This is a genomic window from Colwellia sp. MB02u-6 (genome assembly GCF_014077095.1).
Classification (GTDB): domain Bacteria; phylum Pseudomonadota; class Gammaproteobacteria; order Enterobacterales; family Alteromonadaceae; genus Cognaticolwellia.
The window spans coordinates 376,951-400,822 of sequence record NZ_JACGVG010000035.1 but is presented as its reverse complement, the minus strand read 5'-3'; the positions used below and the strand labels follow the sequence as shown (position 1 = coordinate 400,822).

22 protein-coding genes and 2 pseudogenes are annotated in these 23,872 nt (G+C 37.8%); 8 read left to right on the top strand and 16 right to left on the bottom strand.

Translation table 11 applies throughout. The features are described 5' to 3' along the window. Positions 1-10 precede the first annotated feature (10 nt). The 4 genes from H4J46_RS11295 to H4J46_RS11280 all read right to left on the bottom strand — a co-directional run bounded on the left by H4J46_RS11295 (position 11) and on the right by H4J46_RS11280 (position 3,890). Positions 11-814, bottom strand: coding sequence for a thermostable hemolysin (locus H4J46_RS11295; protein WP_182233587.1), 804 nt, complete (start codon positions 812-814; stop codon positions 11-13). A 366-nt stretch (positions 815-1,180) separates the two neighbouring features. After that, positions 1,181-2,065, bottom strand: coding sequence for an MBL fold metallo-hydrolase (locus tag H4J46_RS11290; RefSeq protein ID WP_182233586.1), 885 nt, complete (start codon positions 2,063-2,065; stop codon positions 1,181-1,183). A gap of 263 nt (positions 2,066-2,328) precedes the next feature. Further along, entirely contained in the window at positions 2,329-3,399 is a 1,071-nt protein-coding gene (gene dinB / locus H4J46_RS11285; RefSeq protein WP_404851788.1) for a DNA polymerase IV, read from the bottom strand. Positions 3,400-3,623: 224 nt separating this feature from the next. Continuing rightward, entirely contained in the window at positions 3,624-3,890 is a 267-nt protein-coding gene (locus H4J46_RS11280) for a hypothetical protein (protein ID WP_182233585.1), read from the bottom strand. Between the two features lie 834 nt (positions 3,891-4,724). Here H4J46_RS11280 and H4J46_RS17265 point away from each other — a divergent pair. Both H4J46_RS17265 and H4J46_RS17260 read left to right on the top strand, forming a co-directional pair. Then, the gene (locus tag H4J46_RS17265) at positions 4,725-5,252 is read left to right on the top strand and encodes an IS110 family transposase (protein ID WP_259365801.1); all 528 of its coding nucleotides are present in this window, start codon (positions 4,725-4,727) and stop codon (positions 5,250-5,252) included. Between the two features lie 227 nt (positions 5,253-5,479). Beyond that, positions 5,480-5,635, top strand: a pseudogene (locus H4J46_RS17260) (transposase); the annotation flags it as partial. Positions 5,636-6,257: 622 nt separating this feature from the next. Here the strand turns inward: H4J46_RS17260 and H4J46_RS11270 are convergent. Continuing rightward, positions 6,258-6,701 (bottom strand): hypothetical protein, encoded by a 444-nt coding sequence (locus H4J46_RS11270; protein ID WP_182233584.1) that lies wholly within the window; start codon positions 6,699-6,701, stop codon positions 6,258-6,260. A gap of 1,233 nt (positions 6,702-7,934) precedes the next feature. On the opposite strand from H4J46_RS11270, the gene H4J46_RS11265 reads away from it, so the two are divergent. Together H4J46_RS11265 and H4J46_RS16930 are read left to right on the top strand one after the other, a co-directional pair. Next, the gene (locus tag H4J46_RS11265) at positions 7,935-8,681 is read left to right on the top strand and encodes a hypothetical protein (RefSeq protein ID WP_182233583.1); all 747 of its coding nucleotides are present in this window, start codon (positions 7,935-7,937) and stop codon (positions 8,679-8,681) included. 25 nt (positions 8,682-8,706) lie between these two features. Further along, positions 8,707-9,141: pseudogene (locus H4J46_RS16930) on the top strand (HupE/UreJ family protein). Positions 9,142-9,432: 291 nt separating this feature from the next. Here the strand turns inward: H4J46_RS16930 and nqrM are convergent. From nqrM to H4J46_RS11205, 11 genes are all read right to left on the bottom strand, one after another. After that, positions 9,433-9,654 (bottom strand): (Na+)-NQR maturation NqrM, encoded by a 222-nt coding sequence (nqrM, locus tag H4J46_RS11255; RefSeq protein WP_182135079.1) that lies wholly within the window; start codon positions 9,652-9,654, stop codon positions 9,433-9,435. 103 nt (positions 9,655-9,757) lie between these two features. Further along, complete coding sequence (locus tag H4J46_RS11250; RefSeq protein ID WP_182233582.1) at positions 9,758-10,801, bottom strand: FAD:protein FMN transferase; 1,044 nt, start codon at positions 10,799-10,801, stop codon at positions 9,758-9,760. 163 nt (positions 10,802-10,964) lie between these two features. After that, positions 10,965-12,191, bottom strand: coding sequence for an NADH:ubiquinone reductase (Na(+)-transporting) subunit F (gene nqrF / locus H4J46_RS11245; protein WP_182233581.1), 1,227 nt, complete (start codon positions 12,189-12,191; stop codon positions 10,965-10,967). A gap of 80 nt (positions 12,192-12,271) precedes the next feature. Beyond that, complete coding sequence (gene nqrE, locus H4J46_RS11240) at positions 12,272-12,895, bottom strand: NADH:ubiquinone reductase (Na(+)-transporting) subunit E (protein ID WP_182233580.1); 624 nt, start codon at positions 12,893-12,895, stop codon at positions 12,272-12,274. Between the two features lie 6 nt (positions 12,896-12,901). Beyond that, positions 12,902-13,525, bottom strand: a complete 624-nt coding sequence (locus H4J46_RS11235) for an NADH:ubiquinone reductase (Na(+)-transporting) subunit D (protein WP_182233579.1) — start codon at positions 13,523-13,525, stop codon at positions 12,902-12,904. Further along, entirely contained in the window at positions 13,525-14,337 is an 813-nt protein-coding gene (locus tag H4J46_RS11230) for a Na(+)-translocating NADH-quinone reductase subunit C (RefSeq protein WP_182233578.1), read from the bottom strand. The genes H4J46_RS11235 and H4J46_RS11230 overlap by 1 nt, the downstream gene beginning before the upstream one ends. Beyond that, complete coding sequence (locus tag H4J46_RS11225; protein WP_182233577.1) at positions 14,330-15,532, bottom strand: NADH:ubiquinone reductase (Na(+)-transporting) subunit B; 1,203 nt, start codon at positions 15,530-15,532, stop codon at positions 14,330-14,332. The genes H4J46_RS11230 and H4J46_RS11225 overlap by 8 nt, the downstream gene beginning before the upstream one ends. A 2-nt stretch (positions 15,533-15,534) precedes the next feature. After that, complete coding sequence (locus H4J46_RS11220; RefSeq protein ID WP_182233576.1) at positions 15,535-16,872, bottom strand: Na(+)-translocating NADH-quinone reductase subunit A; 1,338 nt, start codon at positions 16,870-16,872, stop codon at positions 15,535-15,537. Between the two features lie 529 nt (positions 16,873-17,401). After that, positions 17,402-18,592 (bottom strand): enoyl-ACP reductase FabV, encoded by a 1,191-nt coding sequence (fabV, locus tag H4J46_RS11215; protein WP_182233575.1) that lies wholly within the window; start codon positions 18,590-18,592, stop codon positions 17,402-17,404. Positions 18,593-19,552: 960 nt separating this feature from the next. Continuing rightward, entirely contained in the window at positions 19,553-19,876 is a 324-nt protein-coding gene (gene bolA / locus H4J46_RS11210) for a transcriptional regulator BolA (RefSeq protein WP_182233574.1), read from the bottom strand. 147 nt (positions 19,877-20,023) lie between these two features. Continuing rightward, on the bottom strand, positions 20,024-20,599 hold the full coding sequence (locus H4J46_RS11205) for an alpha-ketoglutarate-dependent dioxygenase AlkB (protein WP_259365800.1): 576 nt from the start codon (positions 20,597-20,599) through the stop codon (positions 20,024-20,026). A 138-nt stretch (positions 20,600-20,737) separates the two neighbouring features. On the opposite strand from H4J46_RS11205, the gene H4J46_RS11200 reads away from it, so the two are divergent. From H4J46_RS11200 to H4J46_RS11185, 4 genes are all read left to right on the top strand, one after another. Continuing rightward, the gene (locus H4J46_RS11200) at positions 20,738-21,877 is read left to right on the top strand and encodes a methyltransferase (protein WP_182233572.1); all 1,140 of its coding nucleotides are present in this window, start codon (positions 20,738-20,740) and stop codon (positions 21,875-21,877) included. A gap of 30 nt (positions 21,878-21,907) precedes the next feature. Next, the gene (locus H4J46_RS11195) at positions 21,908-22,477 is read left to right on the top strand and encodes a YajG family lipoprotein (RefSeq protein WP_182233571.1); all 570 of its coding nucleotides are present in this window, start codon (positions 21,908-21,910) and stop codon (positions 22,475-22,477) included. A gap of 29 nt (positions 22,478-22,506) precedes the next feature. Further along, positions 22,507-23,088 carry a peptidylprolyl isomerase gene (locus tag H4J46_RS11190; RefSeq protein WP_182233570.1) on the top strand — a complete coding sequence of 194 codons (582 nt, stop codon included), beginning with the start codon at positions 22,507-22,509 and terminating at the stop codon, positions 23,086-23,088. A gap of 322 nt (positions 23,089-23,410) precedes the next feature. Further along, positions 23,411-23,740, top strand: coding sequence for a hypothetical protein (locus H4J46_RS11185; protein WP_182233569.1), 330 nt, complete (start codon positions 23,411-23,413; stop codon positions 23,738-23,740). Positions 23,741-23,872 lie beyond the last annotated feature (132 nt).

Here is a 23,872-nt window from a genome sequence, read left to right as displayed (position 1 = left end):
TTAAAAGTTTTTAACTTAGTTGCTGACATGTTTGAGCAATTTGTTTATCAAGTGACTTAAACATTGCTTGATACCTTGGCAGTCGGCCTATCAAAGCGATAACATTGGATAACGACACAGCAATAACCTTTGGATTAGTGGCATAATAACTGCCCCAATTATCAGTCGATGTTTGAATTTTATTCTGGTAAGCATCACCAAGGTGAGTGCAATGCACACCTGATTTAGCCATTAAATCAACCACCTTTTCTGTACCTGAAAACACCATGTATTTATAGTTTAAATAAAACAAAGAAACGGCTGTGATCATAAATAACGGCAGAGTGAACCCTTGATTGTTACTAAAAAGATGTCCTATTTCGACAATATCTTTTCTGTTGATATTATTTTTTACAAACACGGGTTGCTGCTCAATGGCACCAAAAAGGTATTGCTCAATAAATAAATTGTCCTGACCACTTCGGATGCCTAAAGCCGCTTTATAAGTACCATTACACAGTGCCAACAAATGAGGCATAGTCACTGAAACTTTCGCCTGATAGCTCTTGAAAAAACCTTGTTTGATAAATTGCTCAATCTCGCTTCTTTGCTTACTGCCCAATGCAGCAACTTGAATATCAAAATTAAACTTTTGCTTAACAAGTGAATTATTACTTGTTAAGTGGGCACTTGCTGAATGGGTACTTGGTGAGTATGGCTTTGGCGTAGTCTTATTTGACAACGGCTCAGGCGATGTCAAATCAACTGAATAATCTTGATATTTTTCAGTTGAAGTTATCTCGTGTACTTGATGGCTTGAAATTGTGTTTAACATTATAACTATCTCCTGAAAAGTTCATAATGTCATTCTATTACTCAAATCTTAAAGCAAGCTTAAGTAACCTAAATTTATTTTAAGAAATCATCTTATTTTTTACTTTCATGTTTGAGCAACTTCAGCACAAAAGTTAAGTTCGATAAGGCGTTAGATGCAAAGATAATGATCATTGAGTAATGGCTATGTAACCGCAACATGCCCTATATTCTGTAAATTCTAGGCATAAAAAAAGGGCTACTAAAAAGCCCTTTATAGGTAAACTATCTATAGTCGGTTGGCTGAGTTTTGTTTTGTTGGACTTAGTCTTCACACAGCCAACGATTATGACTCACCTCTTACTTTGAACTTTGACTCAGCAAACTATTACTTTAAGTCAGCAACTAAGGTTTTCAGCCACTTCTCTTCAGTAATAAATGCCCAAGACAAATGCTGATATTTTTCACCCATACCTTCGTTAAGTATTTGCTGTTCAGATTTTCCTACAGCAAGTGCCGCAGACACTTTATTAATACTAAACTCCATCATTGTCGCAAAGGCTAGCATATCGCTCTTGTCGGTTAACTTGCCATGGCCTGGAATGATCACCACATCGTCAGGTGTGTTTTTAAGCATGTACTTAACATTGGCTAAATAGCCTTTAACACTACCACCACTTTCTAAGTCGATATAAGGAAAGCCAATTTCAAAAAATAAGTCACCGGTATGTAATACGTTCGCTTTTTTAAAGTAAACATAGGTATCGCCGTCAGTATGGCCGCTCGGTAAATGTGTTAGCTGAATTTCTTCGTCAGCTAAATAAATAGTAATACCATCTTTGTAGGTTACCACCGGTAAACTTTCTACTGCATGGTCGGTTTTGCTGCTCAACCGGCTGCGAACATTTTCATGGGCAAAAATTGGCGCTTTATGTGAGAAAAACTGATTACTGCCAGTATGGTCGCCGTGATAATGCGTATTGATGATATATTTAAGTGCTTTATCCTCAATGCCTTTCATTGCAGCTTCAATTTTTTCAGCTAATGGGGCAAATTTATCATCAACTAATAGCAAACCTTGTTCTGTGGCTAACACGCCAATATTACCCCCTGGGCCTTGCAACATATAAACACCACCTGCAGCGGATTGCACAGTTATATCGGCATCGGCCATTTCTTGCGCGTGCATTGAAGCACTCAATAATGTACTCACGACTGCACTCACTAAAACGCTAAAAATTGTAGTAGGTACCACTAAAAGTTTTTTTAACATAATTTTCTGCCATTTTTAATATGATTAAGACTTGAGAATTCAAAGCATAGGTTAAATCCTATTAATAGCTTTAAACTTCTGCCATTCAATTGCCGTTAGTATTAGTTGGTATGGATTATTTTACTCTATTTGACACTACATAGATCACTTCCCCCTAGCATGATACTGTTTAAACGCAACAAAGAGTACAACAATAAATTAACAAAAAAAACACTTCTTAGTGTGCAATTTTGTATTTTGGATTGTCTGTTATTGTGATTAATTCAGAACAAAAAAGTGAGTTGCTGCATATCATTATTTTCTAAAATATCAACATCGCTCAGACCCATGTGTATACCAACTAGTCTGACTTTTTTCCCGTCCCCCCTCGCAACTGCTTCTGACAATAGTTGCAAAAAAATATCGTTATCAAAGCTAGTATGAGAAAAATCTCTTGTCGTTTGATGAAAATCAGCAAATTTAACTTTAACTCCAATTGTGCTGATATTTCTTGTTTGCAGATGTTTGTCAGATCGTCTTTTTAATTCGGGGATTAGTTTATCAATCACAATAGCTGTAAGTATTTCAATGCTATCAATGTCATCAGAAAAAGTACGCTCTACACCAACCGATTTTCTTATCCGCATGGTTTCAATATCTCTATCATCTATGCCAGCACATCGTTGGTATAGTGTATGACCGAACTTGCCAAAATTTTCAATGAGCATGGATTTATCAACTGCCTGTATATCTCGCCCATATTCCAAGTTGAAAGTTTTTAGTTTCTCAAAAGTAACTTTGCCAACACCTGATATTTTTTTTAGTGGCAGCGAATAAATGAAATCGTTGACTTGAGACGGTGTAATCACAAACTGACCATCGGGTTTATTTTCGTCACTGGCTATTTTGGCTAAGAATTTCAGTGGCGCAATTCCTGCCGATGCTGTTAGCTGAAGCTCATTAAATATAGTCTTTCGGATATCTTTAGCTATTAATGTAGCTGAACCCTCAAATAATTCACAATTCGTCACATCGAGATATGCTTCATCTAATGATAGTGGCTCAATAATGTCAGTATATCTTGCGAATATCTGCCTTAAATGGTCACTAACAGATTTATAAACATCCATTCGTCCATTAACGATGACTAAATCAGGGCATTTACGCATAGCGACACTTGTAGCCATAGCCGAATGAATACCAAACTTTCTAGCTATGTAATTACAAGTAGATAGCACACCTCTGCCAGTTGCGCTTCCACCGACAGCGACTGGTTTATCAGCGAGTAATGGATTATCTCTAATTTCGACAGAAACGAAGAATGCATCCATATCTATGTGTATTATTTTTCTCACCATCAAATAGCACTCATCAGACACTGTGTATAAAAAAGGGCTATCCACTTAGCCCAACCGACCACTACATTTTGTGTTTACTAGATTTAACCTCTTCGATCACTCATGCCACATACAAAAAATTTACTTTTAAAAATACTAACACTTCCGATTAGGTTTTTTATCGATAACCTTCTCAGTAACTGGCGCACCTTAGTGCGTTAGGGTTGATTGGCGGTTAGGCCTCACTTTTGCAACCATTTTTGTACGGCGACGCGGATATCCTGCTCCCAATTAGACCAAGAGATTTTGGAGCGGTCATTCGCCGGTGATTCCGGCCAACTTATCGCTTGGGCTTTAGTGAGCAATTCAAGCCATGCTGTTTTTGAATTAAGTTGATGACTTGGGCGCCCAAAAATGACAACTGAAAGGTCCTCAAGGATTGCGACTGGCTGAATTGGACGATGTAAACATAGCCAAGCCGCCTGACTGTCTCGATAATTCGAAGGCATAAACCAAAGTTCTAACGATTCCTTTGCGAGAGTTGTTGATATTGTCTCTCCCGAGAGAGACGTCCATACAACTTGAACCGGCTCTGGCCCAATAACTATGAGTTTTGTACCTTTCGGCCCCCTATAGTCGTCGCAGAAGTGATGGCCATACGGGACGGCATCCAATTGCCGCTCTATGACCCTCCAGCCTTGAGGAAGAGCTTTTTCGAATCCATAAATTGCTTGATCCACCGCGACACGATCTGTTTGAGCCGCTGCTATAGAGCTGACGGTCACAAGGACAATCAATAGGATGATTTGTAAGCGATATGTGACCACTGAGTAAATCCTAACGCCCGATTAAGAGGCTTTTAATTGTTGGTTATAATGTGAAGCCAAGCGGAACCTAACCAACTGTTAAAAGTCCTGCTTGAATGGCTTATATTTCGACCAAGCCACTTAATTTCATAAAGTAATTTATTAGTAGATTAGGTGGAACATGCTTTTGTTGGTTATGAATATTGAATGGCAAACATCCAATATGTCTAACAAGACGTTCGAGCCAACAGAACAACTCATTTCAAAACGCATGCTCAGGAATTGCCTACCACGACTATCTATAAGACCTGCGAGAAAAAAGATTTCAGCACATTCCATCTGTAACTTTACTAGCAGGGGCCGCAAAATGAAAGCATATAACATTAATGATTTTGCTGCCTTAATTGGTATTGATTGGTATTGATTGGTATTGATTGGGCAGATAAAAAACATGATGTCTGTGAACATTAAGTTCATACCAAAAAATACCACTACTCTATTATTAAGAGCAGCCAAGAAGCATTACACGACTGGGCAATGAGCCTTAAAAAACGCTATCTCAACCAGAAAATCGCGGTTGCCTGTGAACTTAAAAAAGGCCCCCTTATTCATGCACTCACTAAATACAATCATCTGGTCTTGTTTATAAACCGCCCCTCAGCCGTCGCTAATTTCCGTAAAGCCTTCACGCCAAGTGGTGCTAAAGATGACCCCACAGATGCATTTTTACAAGTTGAAATACTCACCCTGCATATCGATGAATTATCCATCATTGAGCCTGAATCAGCGGCTATATGCTCGCTAGCACAGCTGGTTGAATATCGCCGGATCTTGGTACAGGACAGTGGAGACTTATCGAATAAAATAACGGTTACATTACAAAACTATTACCTGCAAGCACATGAATGGTTTAAAGCAAAAGACACATATATCTTTTGCGACTTCATCTGTAAATGGCCATCTCTTGCTAAAGTTAAAAGAGTAAAAAAACAAACCCTCTTAGACTTTTTAACCGCCATAACTCACATTACATTCATGTTAATGATGCGCGTATTTCCGGTATAAAAGTGCTATGCCATTAACTGAAGATTCAGGTGTAATAGCCAAATCAAATGTTGATAGAAGTGCTCATTAAACAGTTTAAAGTGTTATTAAAAGGTATTGAGATACTAGATAAAGCTATAAAACTGGCCTATAAAGCACAACATGGCAAAGTTATTTTTGATAGTTGACCAGGAGAAGATCCCCAACTTTCACCACGCTTACTCGTTGCGTTTGTTAGCAGTAGAGATCGTTATGACGATGCGTCAGATTTACAAAAATACGCAGGAATTGCGCCGGTTATTGAAAGTAGTGGTAAAAAGACATCGACACATTGGCGATACAGTTACCCAACCTTTTTAAGACAAACCTTCGTTGAATGGGCAGGATTTTCGATACATTATTAATTTTGGGCAAAGGCTTATTATCAACAACAAAAAAGCAAAGGAAAACCATATAACAGTATTATCAGGTCGCTCGCTTTTAAGTGGATTAGGAGCGTATTTAGGTGCTGGAAAAGCCATACACCATACGATGAATCAACATACGTAGTGGTATTGAAAAGAAGAGGTTCACCGCTGTTAAAATTTGCAATAAATAGCTAAACTTTACTAGTTGTCAACCTCAGGGCATGTTGTTAGCAGTACATTATAGAGTATAACCGCAAGCAATATGAAAAAACCAACACCAGACATAAGGCGAAAAAAAACAGCATCTTTTGTATTTCCTGCTTGGTTATCTGCCCACTTTAAATTGCATCTTTCAAAGGTTTTCCAAACAGTGACGAAGCAGTAAAAGCTAGGCCAAGTGAGATAACTATAGAAAAATTAAATTAAAACCGAAGTCCTAAATTGCTATGATGCAACCAACAACTAGAGCTAATTTACTTACCAAATTCTTCGTCAGATCGTCCATGCTTACCTTTACTGCTACCCCCCAATTAACAGGCAAAAAAATGTTGGCTAAAATGTTGAGGAACAAAAATAGCCAACTGTTTTTTATCCCTGTTTAATTACTTGTTAGGCATACTTAGCTCAAGACTTTAATTTGATTTAATGAAGCAACTCTTACATGTGTTTGAAAATAATATTTTTTAGTGATTTTTCCATTTGAAAAGATGGAAATTTTCATGCGCTTTGCCTCACCTGTTACCTCAATAGTTTTGTTTATGAAGTATGAATCAGGAGATTCACCATATTTCTTCGTAAACGCATCAATTAATTTTGGATGAATCGCTACCGTAACATTTCTTCTATCTCGGTAATCTGTTTCAGTATTTAAGTAAATAATACCTCTTTGATTACCTGAAGCTTTAATTGGAAGCTGAAAAGTACCTTTGATTCCATCAGGTGCCTTATGTTCAGTTAAAGCTATCAAATTCATGATACTTGCTATATCTGTATTTGAGGTGACTTTAGATGTAGAGCTACACCCGCTTAGAACTAATATGGATATTAAAATTAAATATTTCAATTTACGACTTCCTTGTTGGTATGCCTAACAGCTTATTATGTATACGTCTCAGTACACACGCACCATAAAAAAATTTAATTAGCATTAATATCCCATACTTTTAAGGCATTAAAAACTAGTAATGCTAAATCATATGTATATCAGGGTATATTACTGAGACCTCTCAGTAATATACCCTGAATAAAAAATAAATAAAAAACATTAAATTCAGATGGTTAAATAGCTTTATTTAGTGTTTATTATAATAAATGCTCTGTTACTAAGACATCTTAATAACACACCTCGAAAAATCCTACTGACGTCCATATAAAAAGGCATTACATCGTTTACGCTAGTAGTTAATTCGTTAGAAAATATATCGCAAGGCTTTTAACTAGAATGTCAGCAATACGCACACAGCAGACGTAAGTCCACAATCATTTCATAATGTTTTTTGAATGATTTCCTAAGGTTCACTTAGGCCATACTGCGCTGACATTAACAATAGTAAATTATAGGATGATTATTTGGTCGCTTTGAGCCAATAAGGAAACTAAGACTAAAAATTTCCATCCAAATACTAATACTCAAGTTTACATATAACTACCAAAAAAAATATTCCATCTTCTGCTTTGGTAAAGGTTGTTTAAAACATTCCGTTGGACTAATACGAAGAGCTCTTGCTGTGAAATTTTGAAATTGAGGACTGTATCTGAATGTATCACCATGTTCGCGTTGCAATTTAAACTCAAGTATAAAAGTGTTGTATAATGTTGTTTCTAATTCGCCTAAAACATCTAGTCGTATACCTGCCTTCGATAGCAAAGAAAACCTTTCTGATATGCTAGTTGTTGTGATGCCTACTTTATAAAAACTTTGTTTTTTATAGCTGAACTTAATGTAATAAAGCTTAGCATTGTAGTTCTTTCTTTCTGGAAATCGTTCAAAATATTTTTGTGTATACCGACCTTGCAAACTTTCATCAACACACTTTCGACAGCCAGATGAAAAATGACTATCAGGTTTTTATAAATAAAAACTATAAATAGGACAGATTATTGCAATGTGATCTTTTGCGCTAATGTATTTCGAATGGGTTATGTTTGTCAATTAATAAGCGCTAGCTATCACTATAGAAGAGGTAAGTCCTGATATATATATTTAAAAGTATACCCTTCATTTTAAAATCACTGTTAATTTTATAAAAGATACGATAGCTTAGCGCTATTTTTTATCACCATAAAGGTTTTTATTTTGCATACGCAAACACTTTATATTTTTATTATTTTATTTACGACAGCATTTTTTGCATGCGCTAGCTCTGCCCATAGTGATGATATTAATAAGGCGACGTTATCGTTAGATAACAATAAACATTATCAGCTTGTCGTTACGGTGGACTTGCTGCATTTATTAAAAAAACATCTAGAAATCTCAGGTGATGACACTAAGGTGATTGGCTTACTCAATCAGCACTCCTTTGTTGAACAAAAAAAACTACTCGAACACCTGCAAGTTATTTTGAGCCAGCAAACTAGTCTGCATTTTACTGATATAAATACGCATAAAAATATTGAAGGGAGCATTGACGGCAACATAGAACAAAACCTAAAACACAATATCGCCCCCTTTAAAGGCTTACAATTACAGCATTTAAAGCGAATATTATCTCAACAAGCCGGCTTAACAGAATATAAAGCGCAATTAAACGTAACTGGAAATATTCCTCAAGGGGCAGATGACGTTGCAGTGCGATTTTCGCCATTATTGGGTGATATTGTACTGAAAGTGATTCGACCACAGCAACAAATAATCCGTTCTGCACCCCTAAGTAACCGTTATAAAATCAGTTTAGCCAACACCAACTCAGTGGCAAGTAACGCTATAGTGCCTACAAAAATAATACTTGCCGCTGATTATATTTATCAGGTGTTTTGTTCATATACTGCCACGGGGCTTAGATCATATTCTTTTTGTTTTAGCCCTTTTACTTTTTGCTAAACGTCGATCAACTTTACTATGGTAAATCTCTGCATTTACCCTAGCGCATACCATTACCCTTGCCTTAGGTATTTACGGTGTTATAACCTTGTCTAGCGCTATTATAGAGCCGCTCATTGCATTATCTATTGTCTAAGTAGGCGTTGAAAATATTTATCAAGCAAAAAAACATACTACTGGTCATACACGCATACCGATAATATTTACTTTCGGTTTGTTACATGGTTTAGGTTTTGCTTCGGTATTAGGCGATCTGGGATTAGCGCAGAGTCAATATACCTTGAGTTTAATCTCATTTAACATTGGCGTTGAACTAGGACAACTGACGGTTATTGCCCTCGCTTTTATGTGTTTATATCCCTTGAGGAGTAAAGTTTGGTATCAAAAAAGATTAGTGCTATCGCTTAATATTACGATTGCCATTATCGCTACCTATTGGCTAATTGAACGACTTATTTAAGCGTTTTAGTTAAGTTATTAGAATGGTTAATGATAAGAGTTAATGGCACATAGTTAATGTTGCCTCTAACATTTTTAACCGTTAACTAAGCATCACGTGCCTTGATATCGAGCTACAAAGGTCTACTAATACCAAAGAACCTTCGATGGCTAAAAACAACCATAGCTTTAGTCGTACTACCCAATCTAAACAGAAAAAGGTGAGCTAAACTCACCTTTTTTTTAAAATAATCTTATGTAAGCTGAATATTTACTAACACAGTGCGCTAAAGACTTTACTTACGCCAACAGCCTAGATATTTTTCACACTGATGTCACCAATGGTTAATGCCGCTACACGATCACGTTCTTGGCGCTTTTCACAAGGATCATCACAGTTGCATGACTTATCAATACCAACGTTCGCTAAACCACCACAACTACCGGCAAGCGTTTTGTTCTGAAATATATAACCTACTGCCATTGCCATAACAATAACAAGAAAAAAACATAAGGTGATTAAAAAAATAACCATAATGAGTGCCTACCTATTTGATAAAACTTTTACTAAGTTGATTATAAAAATAACTTTTGCATAACAAGAATAACGTCAGTAACTTAAATAAAACCCTGCAAACCTATTTAAGGTACTGCATGAATTTTACCGTGCTTTGCTCGACAAAGCCATGATCAGTTTTCTCAATAAGGTAAACCGCAAGGTCATTAGCCTCTGCAAACGCCAGCGCTTTTTCTTCACCCATCACCATCATTGCCGTAGATAAACCGTCTGCAGTCATTGATGATGGATGAATTACCGTCACAGAAACCAGTTTATGATTAATCGGCTTGCCCGTCTTTGGGTCTATGATATGCGAAAATCGTTGGCCATCAGCTTCAAAATAAATGCGGTAGTCACCTGAAGTAGCAACCGCGTTATCTTTTGGCACTATGATTTGATGAACAGCACGCTCAGTGCTTAAAGGCTTTTCAATCGCTACATGCCAAAGTTCACCGGTATGTTTAAAACCTTTAAGGCGCATCTCTCCGCCAATTTCAATGAGGTAGTTATTGATGCCATTCGCCTCGACAAACTCAGCGACTAAATCAACGCCATAACCTTTACCAATGGTTGACAAATCAACATAAAGTTCGGGAATACTTTTACTTAACATGCCGTTTTTAAATACTAACTTATCTAAACCCACTCGTGCTTTGGTTGCCGCTAATAATTCATTATTTGGTATGGTTTTAGGACGATATTCTGGCCCAAAACCCCATAAGTTCACTAATGGCCCTAACGTTACATCAAGCGCACCATTACTTAGCTTTCCTAAGCGAATAGCTTCTTTAATTACCCGAGCTAAGCCTGTCGAGACATTAACTGGCGTAAGTGACCTTGATTGATTAAATGTTGATAATTCAGAATCTGTAATATAAGTCGACATTTCCTGATTGAGTTGTTTTAACTGTTTATCAATGCCTTGCTGCATTTTAACAGCGTCGATGTTCTGACCCACCAGTTTAATATTATAGGTGGTGCCCATTGTATTGCCTTGCAACAAATATTCTTGACGCGCAAAATCATTACTCGGTGAACAGCCGCCTAGCACAACTAAAATGCTTGTTATAACCCATATCTTAGCGGCTAATTTGTGTTTGGTTAGGTTAAAACTATATGGCATCAGAATATCCTCAATAAAAGTTTATTTAGCTAAAGCAATCTGCGTCATTAATGAAAAACACCGCTTGTTTTAGCTAAATAAATTCAGTGATAAAATTAACAGATAGTAGGTATTAAAAAGGCGACCTAGGCCGCCTTTTCACTTAATGAATTCGCGAGCTTAATTAGCCACCGAAATCATCTAACATAATGTTTTCATCTTCAACACCCAGATCTTTCAACATATGAATAACTGCAGCGTTCATCATTGGAGGACCACACATGTAGTACTCACAATCTTCTGGCGCTTCATGGTCTTTCAAGTAGTTTTCATGTAATACGTTATGAATAAAACCTGTCATGCCATCCCAGTTATCTTCTGGTTGTGGATCGGATAACGCAACGTGCCAATTGAAGTTGTCATTTTCAGCTGCAAGGCCGTTATAATCATCTTCATAAAACATTTCACGCTTAGAACGAGCACCATACCAAAATGATATTTTACGTTTAGTGTGCAAACGTTTAAGTTGATCGAAGATATGAGAACGCATAGGCGCCATACCTGCACCACCGCCAATAAAGACCATTTCACTTTCGCCTTCTTTGGCAAAGAACTCACCAAATGGACCTGAAATAGTCACTTTATCGCCCGCTTTTAAGCTGAAGATATAAGATGACATTTTACCTGCTGGCAAATGTAAACGCCCAGGAGGTGGCGTAGCTATACGCACGTTCAGCATAATAATGCCTTCTTCTTCTGGATAGTTAGCCATTGAATAAGCACGTAATGTAGGCTCATCAACTTTTGATTCTACATCAAAAAAGCCAAAATGATTCCAGTCACCTTTGTATTGTTCATCGATATCAAAATCGCTGTATTTTACGTGGTGAACAGGTGCTTCAATTTGAATATAACCACCAGCGCGGAAAGGTACAGACTCACCATTTGGAATTTGTAACTTAAGTTCTTTAATAAAAGTTGCTTGGTTATCGTTAGAGATAACTTCACATTCCCATTGCTGAACACCAAAGATTTCATCTTCAAGCACAATATCCATATCTTGCTTAACAGCCACTTGACAGGCTAAACGACAACCTTCTTTTGCTTCACGCTTATTAATATGGCCTGATTCAGTGGGTAGCAGATCACCACCACCTGAATGTATTTCTACACGACACTGGCCACAAGTACCACCGCCACCACAAGCTGAAGGTATAAAAATACCTTGGTCAGCAAGTGCGCCTAAAAGCTTACCACCAGCCGGTGTTACTACCGACTTTTCTGGGTCACCATTAATGCTAATCGTAACGTCACCTGAAGAAACTAACTTAGATTTGGCAAGTAAAATCACCACAACTAAGGCTAGCACTATCACAGTAAACATCGATACGCCGAGAATAATAATTTCCATCGACTTTCCTTTAATTTTCTCTAAGGGTTTTAGCTAAGTCATTTACTCGCAAGTAAGTGTTCGCTAAAACCAACATAAACCTAAAGTGAAATACCACCGAAAGAAAGAAAGCCAAAGGCCATCAATCCTGCAGAAATAAACGTAATACCTAGACCTTTTAAGCCATCAGGTACGTCCGAGTATTTCATCTTTTCACGAATACCCGCCATTAATACTATTGCTAACATCCAACCAACACCTGAGCCAATGCCGTAAACAACACTTTCACCTAAGGTTAAGTTTTTTGCTACCATAAACGACACACCACCAAAGATGGCACAGTTAACAGTAATCAAGGGTAAGAAAACACCCAGCGCTTGGTATAGCGCAGGAAAGTATTTATCTAATACCATTTCAAGAATTTGTACTAAGGCCGCAATCACACCAATAAAGGTGATAAAAGACAAAAAGCTTAAATCTATAGAGTCTTTCGCCTCGGTAATACCCATGACGCTATCTAACGCACCTGGCGCTAAAATCGCTTGATAAATGATTTGGTTAACCGGTACCGCAATGCCTAATACAACAACCACTGCAACACCCAGACCTATCGCCGTGCTAACTTTCTTAGAAACAGCTAAGAATGTACACATACCTAGGAAGAAGGTTAATGCCATATTTTCAATAAATATAGCCTTAACAAATATACTTAAATAATGTTCCATAATGACTTAGTCCTTCTCTACTTGTTCTGGCCTGAACTGGCGAATTGCCCAGATAATTAAACCAATGATGAAGAATGAACTAAATGGTAAAACTAATAAGCCATTACCTTGGTACCAACCGTCATTTTGCACCAAAGTAAACACTTCAAAACCAAACAAGGTACCAAAACCAAATAGTTCACGGAAAAAAGCAACAACCATCAACACAGCACCGTAACCTAAACCATTACCTATACCATCTAAAAAGCTAACCCCTGGCTTTTCTTTCATCGCAAAAGCTTCAGCACGGCCCATCACAATACAGTTAGTAATGATTAGTCCGATAAATACCGACAACTCTTTTGATAGCTGATAAGAAAACGCTTTTAACACTTGGTCGACCAAGATAACCAACGATGCAATAATCACCATCTGTACTATGATACGAACACTTGATGGTATTTGATTACGAATAAGTGAAATAAATAAATTTGAAAAGCCTGTTACTAGCATTACAGCAAGCGTCATAACCAACGCATTCGCTAATGAGCTTGTAACTGCCAGTGCAGAACAAACACCCAACACTTGTAATGCGATAGGGTTATTATCAACAACAGGTCCAAATAATACTTTTTTAGTATCAGTAGCCATTAGTTCAATCCTCCAGCGCGGTAGTTAGTAATAAATGGGCCATAGCCCTCTTCGCCTAGCCAGAAATGCAATGTATTTTCAACACCATTACTGGTCAAGGTTGCACCAGAAAGAGCGTCTACGCCGTAAACATTACCAGCTTTGGCACCACCTTTAACAATTTGAATCGCTATATTGCCTTGCTCGTCAAACATTTTTTTACCTGGCCACAAAGCTTTCCACTTAGGGTTAAGCACTTCAGCACCTAAGCCCGGCGTTTCTTTTAAATCAGAATAAATAACGCTTTTCACGGTATTTAAATCAGACTCTAAACCAACAAAGCCGTACATTAGATCCCATAAACCAGAGCCAACAATAGGCAATACTATCGTTGATACCTTACCTTGCTCATCGTTAATCAAATAAACCACGGCGTTATCAGCTTGACGATTTATACCAGCGATATCATCTTCAGGCTTTGAGCTTTTGTTGACGTCACGCGCATCAGCACGCTCATCAAAGCTTTTAACATTACCTTCAATAACTTTACCTGTTGCTAAGCTAATCATTTTGGCATCAACATACTTTTCATACGTATCAACGATACTTTTAGATTCACCACCCAAAGCTTTAATATTTTCCGCTTTAAGCGCTATCGCTAATAAACCAGATGCTTCAAGAATTTTAGTTTGCTTATCAAGCAATTTATTGGCGGTTTGTAAGGGCTTTAAACCAACCGCCGCAATTGATACTAAGGCAGCACAAACTAAGCAAATTATAAATACGAAACCAACAGTTCCGCGGAAAGTTTCTTTCTTTTTAGTCTCAGACATTGCGAGCAAGCCTCCGTTTGATATTTCCTTGAGCCACAAAGTAATCAAGTAGTGGAGCAAACAAGTTAGCAAATAAAATAGCTAACATAATACCTTCTGGAAATGCAGGGTTAACCACACGTATCAGTACCACCATCAAACCAATCATTGCACCGTACCAATATTTACCTTTATTGGTGAATGCTGCAGTTACTGGGTCTGTTGCCATAAACATCATGCCAAAGGCGAAACCACCACTGACTAGGTGCCAATACCAAGGCATAGCAAACATAGCATTGCTATCACTACCAATAGCATTAAATAGCATTGACGTTAACACCATACCGGTGAACACACCCAACACAATCCGCCATGAGGCAATACCTTTATAAAGTATATAAGCACCACCAAGCAGAACCATTAACGTAGAAACCTCGCCAACAGAGCCTGGGATATAGCCTAAGAAAGCATTCCACCAATCAGTACCAATGGTGTAGTCGTTTAGGCCTTGGCTTGCTGCACTTAGCGTTGTTGCACTCGAGTAACCATCAACAGCAACCCACACAGAGCCACCAGAGATATCAGTCGGATAAGCAAAGTATAAGAACGCACGACCCGCTAATGCTGGGTTTAAGAAGTTTTTACCTGTACCACCAAATATTTCTTTGGCGATAACAATACCAAAGGTAATACCGATAGCAGCTTGCCATAACGGAATAGTTGCCGGTAATATCAACGAGAAAAGCACTGAACTAACAAAGAAACCTTCGTTAACTTCATGCTTGCGGACTGAGGCAAACAACACTTCCCAAAAACCACCAACAACAAATACTGTTACATAGATAGGTAAGAAGAACACAGCGCCGTAACACATCTTGCTGAACCAACCAGATTCTGCAGATAAACTACCACCAAACATTTCAAACAGACCGACTTGCCAATTATCAGGTAAAGCGTAACCGGCCGCTAATGCGTCAGTCGCTTGAAAACCAATATTATACATACCCCAGAACATGGCAGGGAAAACCGCTAGCCATACTGTGATCATAATACGTTTAAGATCAATGCTGTCACGAATGTGAGTTTGACCTTTGTTCACTTGGCCAGGTGTAAATAGCCCTGTTGCAACCGCTTCGTAAAGCGCATACCAAGTTTCAAATTTACCGCCTTTTTCAAATTGCGGTTCAATATCTTCAATAAACTTTTTCAAGCCCATGACTAACCTTCCTTCTCAATTATGGTTAGGCAATCACGAAGGATCACACCGTAATCTGTTTTGCCTGGGCAAACAAACGTACACAAGGCTAAATCTTCTTCATCAAGCTCTAAAGCACCAAGCTGTTGCGCTCTGTCGGTATCACCGGCACATAAATCACGCAATAACAATGTGGGTAAGATGTCTAACGGCATAACACGTTCGAAATTACCAATAGGCACCATAGCTCGAGAACTGCCATTAGTTGTAGTTGTCATGTTAAACAACTTCTTAGGAAAGAAGTGTGACATGTACGCACGCGTTACTGAGAATTTATTGGGGCCCGGGTACATATAACCAATAAAATCTTTTTCTCTACCTTCAAGGATCAGACAGATTTGCGTATGATAGCGACCTAAGTAACCTTTAACGCCTGAAGCTATTGCGCCTAATAGTAATGAGCCCGAAACGACACGTAACTCGCCATCACGCTTTTCATCAGCAATAATTTCTGCAATATTTGCACCTAATACTGTACGAACCAAGCGAGGATTCTTTGCAGCAGGGCCGGCTAGAGAAATAATACGACTACTGTCGAGCTCACCAGAAGTAAATAAGTTACCCATCGCGATTACATCTTGATAGCCCACATGCCATGCAACTTTATCAGCACTAACAGGCTTCAAAAAATGCATATGTGTGCCAACCAGACCCGCAGGATGTTTTCCAGCAAATTCATTGACAATGGCAGATGAATTAACCGCAATATCACTACCTGGGGCTTTGCTGACAAAAACTTCACCGTCAGTTAAGCGCGCAAGCACAGTTAAACCGTTAGTAAATGCTGCACTTTGCTCGGCAATAATTAGTGCTGGGTTTGCTGCCAATGGATTAGTATCCATAGCGCTAACAAATATGGCAACAGGCTTGGCATCTACCGCAGGAACTTTACTAAATGGACGTGTACGTAATGCCGTCCACAAACCTGAGTTAACTAGGTTTGCAACAACATCTTCACGCGCAATAGAGTTGAGTTCGTTAGCTGCATAACAAGTAAACGTTTCTTGCTCACTGCCACCAATTTCGATGACAACTGATTGCAATACGCGCTTTTCGCCACGATTAATTTCTTTAACAACACCTGAAGTTTGAGCTGTGAATTTAACGCCAGGATTCTTTTTATCTTCAAAAAGTGCCTGACCTTTTTTAACGCTTTCTCCAACCTTAACAAACATGGTTGGGCGCATACCCACGAACTCTTCACCTAATGTTGCAACAGTTTTGATGGACGGACCATCATGGATTACCTGCTGGGGGGCACCTACTACAGGAACATCCAGACCTTTTTTTATTGTAATCATAAACACTTGCACTACTTTTGATGGGAGTAATCAAAATCAATTTTTGAGCTATTTAACCGCACTTTCTGTTGCAAAACATCACAACAATGAGCGCAGGTAATTAACAAAACGACTGATTTCAGTGTATTTCAGCAAAGTCTTAATTTATTTTTGATAAATCAAGGTTCACTGGCTCTAGTTAAAATTTCTGGCGCGATTCTAGCACAAAACCACATTTTGATTCTATCTTAAGCAGCACAAAAAATAACAATTTAGTTGAATAATCTCTAATTCGCCTAATATTAGAACGAAATATCCTTTTTCAGTAGAAATTTACTACGATGCAGCATCAATTCCAGTTAAAAATTGACTCATTATTCTCAGTAATAAAGTTGTAAATAAACAAAATTATAAAGCATAAATAACGCCTAATCGACATAAAAAAACCGACGAATTGTCGGTTTTTTTATCATAACGATTAAGTCACTAATTTATCATGTACTTAGACTGTATGAATTTCAGTGTTAAATTTCATGTGATTTGAAACAAGTTACAACAAATTATTGATCGCCAATTCTGGATTAATATCTGCATCATAATCGACGTCAGCTAAGTCAAAACCAAATAATTTCAAAAACTCTTGATGATAACCAAGGTAATCGGTTAACTCATCAATGGTGTCGCTATCAACCGTATTCCAAATATCAGTAACACGTTTTTGTACGCTGTCTTCAAGTTCTTTGTTATTTTGACGCAAACGCCCAGCTTCATCAATAATAGGGTTTTTGCCGTATATATTTTCTCTAAACAATCCTTGAATTTGCTCAATACAACCTTCATAAGTACCATCAGCTTTCATCACTTTAAACATTGCTGAAATATATAATGGCATAATAGGAATTGCCGAACTGGCTTGTGTTACCACTGCATTAAGTGACGTAACATAAGCTTCGCCCTTGATATTAGCTGTTGTCGCTTTTATTGCTGTTGACGCGCGATCTAAATCTTCTTTTGCACGACCAATAGTGGCATGTCCGTATATCGGCCAAGTTAATTCTTTACCAATATAAGTATAAGCAACGGTTTTAAAACCATTAGCTAGTACGCCCGCATCGCCAAGTGCTTTAATCCAAAGCTCCCAATCAGCGCCACCCATAACATCGATAGTGCCTTGAATTTCTGCTTCTGTAGCCTCATCAACTGACATTGTATCAATCGTACGTTTAGAGGTATTTAAGTTTTTCGTCGTAACACTTTGACCAATAGGTTTAAGTGCTGATGAATAGACTTCACCCGTATCCGGATCTGTACGACGTGGCGATGCTAAGCTGTATACAATCAGGTCAATTTCACCTAATTCTGCTTTTATAGCCGCAATAGCTTTTGCTTTAATTTCATGAGAAAAAGCATCGCCATTGATATTTTTTGACCAGAGGCCTGCTTTGTCAGCCGCCGCTTGAAAAGCAGCCGTGTTATACCAGCCCGCTGATGCGGTTTTTCTTTCTGTTGGTGGCTTTTCAAAGAAAATACCTAATGTTTTAGCGTCATTACCAAAAGCCGCTGTGATCCGAGATGACAAGCCGTAACCTGTTGATGCACCAATAATTAATACATTCTTAGGTTTATCATCGGCTTGAGGCTGACTTTTTACATAAGCAATTTGCTCGTTAACATGCGCTGCACAGCCGGCAGGATGAGCATTAGTACAAATAAAACCACGAATTTTTGGCTTAATAACCATAACTATACCTTCTTAGTGTAACTTCAAAATCCCAATAAAATACAACACAAAGTAGTATCCTCGTACGGGGTTATTCAAAGCAACAATTTGAGTTTGAAAAATACTTAATTAAAATTAACTAAGCTTAATTTACTGTTTACAAGTAATTTGCCGACTAGTCTACTCTGGCTTGACCTCTTAAGAGGTGCGACCAGTGGTGATATTCAGTAATATTCGACAACATTTTACAATACTAGATAGTGCTGGACGATATTATTAAAAAATCAGTAATTTTGGTCATAAGTTTGCAAGGTTAATTTATTATATGCTCGCATAGACGCTAAAAATTCACTGTATGACTGCCATACGCGGGCAAAATATTTATCTGCTTTAGCCTGTTCTTTAATCTAGGCATCCTTATACTATTTTAATGCTAACATAACTTCAGCCGGCAGTTGACGTAATTACACATTATGCGCTTTAATCAGAATTTTTAATGCCGTATTGTTACAAGCATTATATTCTGCCAAAGTTGATTCATTCAGCGCATTGACTGCCACTTCAATAACACATGGAAAATCAAGAGGTAAAGCAGAAAAAGCTTATTGGTTAACTAAAAACGCTAAGCCAGTGCCTGGCTCATGCCATACCTATGAGTAATAGTAGTTTGCCAGCTATAAAATTCGACAGCTAACTCATTGTATAGCTTACGCATCAAGGATCTTTTATATCGGCGATCATGGCTCTACTAATACCGTGGAGCCATATTTTTACATAGCTATAGCCACTCAATAGAGCGATTACCTAGATGGCTAGGAACTGCCATATGACCGCTGCATAGCCTAAATCCTGTACATCGCTGCTCTTTCACATCCATGTGAACGCTGCATAACGTAAATCCTGTACATAAAAAAACCGCTAATATGACATTAACGGTGCAGAATATAATAGTAAGTTATTTATCAGGGATAGCCGGATAATTTATCCTGTTTTTTTGCTACCACCTAAGCATTTAGGTGATAAGGGTGTATTCTCAGCATAATAGTTTTTCCACTCTTTTTCAGTGTAAGTATGTAGAGCTAGTGCATGTATTTTATCTGCAAGCTCTGTCGCTAATAATGTGTTGATGGCGCGATGGCGCTTAATCAAACGTTCGCCTTCAAATTCATCTGAAACAATAATCACTTTAAAGTGCGACTCGCTACCCGGTGCAACATTATGCATATGACTTTCATTAATTACATCGAGATGAAGTGGTGAAAAAGCAGCAAGTAGTTTTTCTTCAATAATAGCTTCGATTATCATAATATTTTTCCTAAGGTTGATCAGCTAATGGATCAGTTTTAATTTTAGTCGTTACTGATAATTATGCCATCTATCTGGACGACTGACAGCGTTATTTTAAATATTACTCTTACTATTTAAGTCTTTTGAAAATTGCAAAAATAAACCTTAGAGGCATATTTTTCGAAAGGTCAGGTTGATACGTGGCGCTATTTCCTTAGTTCTTTTAGGTAGGCAGTGTTGCCAATATTGCTGTGTATTTCCTCGCATAATCAGTAAGCTACCCGGAGTAAGCACAATGTTTATTTTTTCTTTAGTAATAATATGTTTAAGTTGAAATTCACGTTCTGCACCAAAAGATAACGAGGCGATAGTTGGCATTAGACCTAATTCAGGCTCATCATCACTATGCCAGCCGACACTGTCATGTTGATTACGGTATAGATTTGCTAATACCGCATTAAATTCATGGTCACAATAGTCGCTAACTTTCGCTTTTAGTGCTCGTAAACTTTCTGTCCAAGGTTGGGCTATTAGGGTCATATTTGAATAACGATAACTAAGATTATTATCACCATACCAAGCTTGTAATCTTGGTATTTTCATCACTTTGCCAAACATTTTAATATCATCATGGCGCCAAGCTAACTTTTGTTCCAATTGGTGAAAAAACAGTTGTGCTTTATCTGGAGCATAAAAGTTTTCGATATAATCTATATCAGCGTCTGGAGATAGTATTTTCAAACCAATAGCTTCCTTATGATGTTTTAAAGATGACATTGTCTTATTTAACGCTATTATCTCGATAAAATCCGCAATTAACTAGCTCGTAGTGATAAATTTTGTCACAATATCAGTAACGCCAACTAAGTATTTATCACTATGATCAGCCCTTTTATTCTCAATGACAAAAACCTATTTCTCGATCGTTTTCCAACCGGCCAAGTCAATCGAAGCTTGCAAGCATGGGACGCCGCTGATGAATATATCATTAGTTATGTAGAGCAACAGCTATTAACTAGCTCAAAACAAAACATTCTTATTTTTAATGATAGTTTTGGTGCTATAAGCTGCAACTTAACTGAGCAGAAGTTGTATTGTGTTAGTGACTCATTTTTAAGTCATCAAGGTATTGAACTTAACCTAGAGCAAAATGGTTTATCAGAAGAAAATATTACCCTGCTGAGCAGCCTAGATGATTTACCTAGCGATATTGATATCGTGCTTTATAAAATTCCAAAAAGCAAAGGCCTACTTTGCCAACAACTGAGCAAAATAAAACAACAGCTCAGTAAAGATGTTATTTTTATCGCCTGCGATCGCGCTAAGGAAATTCACAGTTCGACACTTAAATTGTTTGAAAATTACTTAGGCACAACGACAACATCATTAGCGGTAAAAAAAGCCCGACTAGTTTTTAGTCAACTCGATAATGACAAGGCATTATCGGCGGTATTTCCAACTTCATGGCCATTAGAAAATACTGATTTTACCCTGCATAATCACGCTAACGTTTATGCTCGAGAAAAACTCGATATTGGCGCGCGTTATTTTATGGAAAACTTACCCAATGTTGCTGCAAACACTGAGGTTATCGACCTAGGTTGTGGCAATGGTGTTATTGGCTTACAGGTATTATCAAAGCAGCCTGCAGCGCAAGTGCACTTTATCGATGAGTCTTACATGGCGATCGCATCAGCAAAATTAAATATGACTGAAAACTTACCCAAAGCTATTGAACAGTGCCATTTTCAAGTCAACGATTGTTTAACCAGTGTTGAGGGCGGCAGTGTTGATCTTGTATTATGTAACCCGCCATTTCATCAACAAACCGCCACCACAGATCATATCGCGTGGCAGATGTTTAAAGACAGTCACCGAGTATTGAAAAAAGGGGGTGAATTGCGCATTATTGGCAATCGTCAACTGGGTTATCATATAAAATTACAACGTATTTTTGGCAATGAAAAATTGATTGCCAGTAACGAAAAGTTTGTCACTATTTCAGCAATAAAGCGTTAATTTTTTAGCTTTAACGCTAAAGGATATAAGATGAAACCAAGTATAATAAAGTTGCTACTTTTAAGCGCTACTACCTTGTTATTTGCCTGTAGTTCGCCAATAAAGCAGGTTATTGTCAGCCCTGAAATCAATCTAGGTAGCAGTGATGCATTTCAACAAAAGCAAGTGCAATTACGCTTTAGTGATTTGCGCCGCTCAAACCATGTCGTGCAAATTTTACGTGCCGGCGAAGCCACACAGTTGTATTCACCTCAACAGCGCATAGTGGATATTGTATCTACAGCACTTACCCCCGCATTAATAGCTAATGGTCTGCAAATAAAGCCGCTAGCCGTTAATCAAGTGGATGTTATTATCGACAATGCCTTGGTCAGTGTGCAACAACAACTGTTAAAATACAGTGCCAGTAATCAAATGAGCTTTCGTGTGGTTATCAATAATGGTAAAAACACCTTAACAAAAACATTTAAAATTACCGGTACCAGCAATGGCCCTCTAAAAGCAGACCTTGCGGTATTAGAGCGCGACTTTAACCAACAACTGACAAAGTTATTAAGGCAAATAGTGCAAAGCGAAGAGTTACAGCAGTTTATTCAATAGCACAATAACTTAATATCGAGAGAGCCATAATGAAAAATTTTTCAGTGATATTATTATTACTTTCATTCACCTGTAGTGCCAAAAATTTAGCCATTGATCCTGATAATTTATTCCCACAGGTTAAATTAGAAACCTCAATGGGCACCATTATTGTAGAGCTTGATAGAATACGCGCTCCCATTACTGTCGATAATTTTTTAACCTATGTAGTTAGAGGCGAATACAACAACACTATTTTTCATCGTATTGTGCCTGAGTTTATTGTCCAAGGCGGAGGCTATAGCCAAAACTTTGAACTTAAAAAGGTCGATAACACCATCATAAATGAGTCAGGCAATGGTTTAAAAAATGTCATAGGCACGATTGCCATGGCAAAAGAAAACCGTCCTCATACCGCTAATAGACAATTTTTTTTCAACGTTGCAGATAATAGCAGTTTAGACCCCGGCAGACATTGGGGTTATGCGGTTTTTGGTGCCATCGTGGAAGGTCAAGCAGTCGTAGATGCCATGGCCTTAGTGAAAACAGATTATAATGGCGAAATGGGCTGGGAAGATGTGCCTATTGAACCTATCATGTTAATCAAGGCTATTTTATTGCCTGCCCTCTAAAGCACTTATCTGAAGTTGATTCATTATATACTGGGCTTATTGGTTTTTATAAGCCCCCTTCTTATATAATAAAATAGATGATAAATAACATTAACTTGCTATAAAACACACTTTTCAAATAGTTTTTTGGATACTAAATCGCCTTTTAACACCCCCCATAAGTCACAATTGAACAACAGGTCAACGTTGACAATTTTAGTTTTATCTACGATAACTAAAACAGCATCAAAAAATATTACAAGGTGAGCAACCCCCTTATATACCAGAATTATATATCAGAGCTAAGCCACTTTATTAGCTACATTTCGAAAAAAGGAACATCATGATAATTGAGCAGTTTATCAATGAAAAAATCACACAAATCAGGGCCTATATTACCGCGGTTATTAATCATTCTCTGCACTACACTGAGCTTGATAAATTTGTCGAAAACACCATGGCAGAATGGACTTTACTTCAGGTCTGTGACGAAACGCCCAATAATGCTAGAGAACGTGTATTTTGGCATATAATGCATGAATTTAGTTTGCACAGTGCTAATGACCTTGAACGTGATTTATACTTTAAAAGTGAGATATCCACCTGTTTAGAGTTTTTCTCTGGAACCGGCAGTTATCCTATCGATTGCATAGGTTGGCGCCCAATACCTTAATATTATAAGCTTAAAACCAAAACCCACAGGTAATCGGTAATAACTAATTGCCTGTTTCAAGATATTACACTTCTGTTTACTAATACATTTTGATAGCCTTACAACATTATATTCTCGCATTCATTAGGCTTT

Excerpts from the sequence above, each read along its gene's own strand:
- bolA (WP_182233574.1), bottom strand. The coding sequence starts at position 19,876 with ATGATAATCGAAGCTATTATTGAAGAAAAACTACTTGCTGCTTTTTCA.
- nqrE (WP_182233580.1), bottom strand. The coding sequence starts at position 12,895 with ATGGAACATTATTTAAGTATATTTGTTAAGGCTATATTTATTGAAAAT.
- H4J46_RS11190 (WP_182233570.1), top strand. The coding sequence starts at position 22,507 with ATGAAAAATTTTTCAGTGATATTATTATTACTTTCATTCACCTGTAGT.
- H4J46_RS11280 (WP_182233585.1), bottom strand. The coding sequence starts at position 3,890 with ATGCCTTCGAATTATCGAGACAGTCAGGCGGCTTGGCTATGTTTACAT.
- H4J46_RS11230 (WP_182233578.1), bottom strand. The coding sequence starts at position 14,337 with ATGTCTGAGACTAAAAAGAAAGAAACTTTCCGCGGAACTGTTGGTTTC.
- nqrM (WP_182135079.1), bottom strand. The coding sequence starts at position 9,654 with ATGGTTATTTTTTTAATCACCTTATGTTTTTTTCTTGTTATTGTTATG.
- H4J46_RS11295 (WP_182233587.1), bottom strand. The coding sequence starts at position 814 with ATGTTAAACACAATTTCAAGCCATCAAGTACACGAGATAACTTCAACT.
- H4J46_RS11200 (WP_182233572.1), top strand. The coding sequence starts at position 20,738 with ATGATCAGCCCTTTTATTCTCAATGACAAAAACCTATTTCTCGATCGT.
- H4J46_RS11290 (WP_182233586.1), bottom strand. The coding sequence starts at position 2,065 with ATGTTAAAAAAACTTTTAGTGGTACCTACTACAATTTTTAGCGTTTTA.
- H4J46_RS11185 (WP_182233569.1), top strand. The coding sequence starts at position 23,411 with ATGATAATTGAGCAGTTTATCAATGAAAAAATCACACAAATCAGGGCC.
- nqrF (WP_182233581.1), bottom strand. The coding sequence starts at position 12,191 with ATGGAAATTATTATTCTCGGCGTATCGATGTTTACTGTGATAGTGCTA.
- fabV (WP_182233575.1), bottom strand. The coding sequence starts at position 18,592 with ATGGTTATTAAGCCAAAAATTCGTGGTTTTATTTGTACTAATGCTCAT.
- H4J46_RS11195 (WP_182233571.1), top strand. The coding sequence starts at position 21,908 with ATGAAACCAAGTATAATAAAGTTGCTACTTTTAAGCGCTACTACCTTG.
- H4J46_RS17265 (WP_259365801.1), top strand. The coding sequence starts at position 4,725 with ATGAGCCTTAAAAAACGCTATCTCAACCAGAAAATCGCGGTTGCCTGT.
- H4J46_RS11235 (WP_182233579.1), bottom strand. The coding sequence starts at position 13,525 with ATGGCTACTGATACTAAAAAAGTATTATTTGGACCTGTTGTTGATAAT.
- H4J46_RS11250 (WP_182233582.1), bottom strand. The coding sequence starts at position 10,801 with ATGCCATATAGTTTTAACCTAACCAAACACAAATTAGCCGCTAAGATA.
- H4J46_RS11220 (WP_182233576.1), bottom strand. The coding sequence starts at position 16,872 with ATGATTACAATAAAAAAAGGTCTGGATGTTCCTGTAGTAGGTGCCCCC.
- H4J46_RS11225 (WP_182233577.1), bottom strand. The coding sequence starts at position 15,532 with ATGGGCTTGAAAAAGTTTATTGAAGATATTGAACCGCAATTTGAAAAA.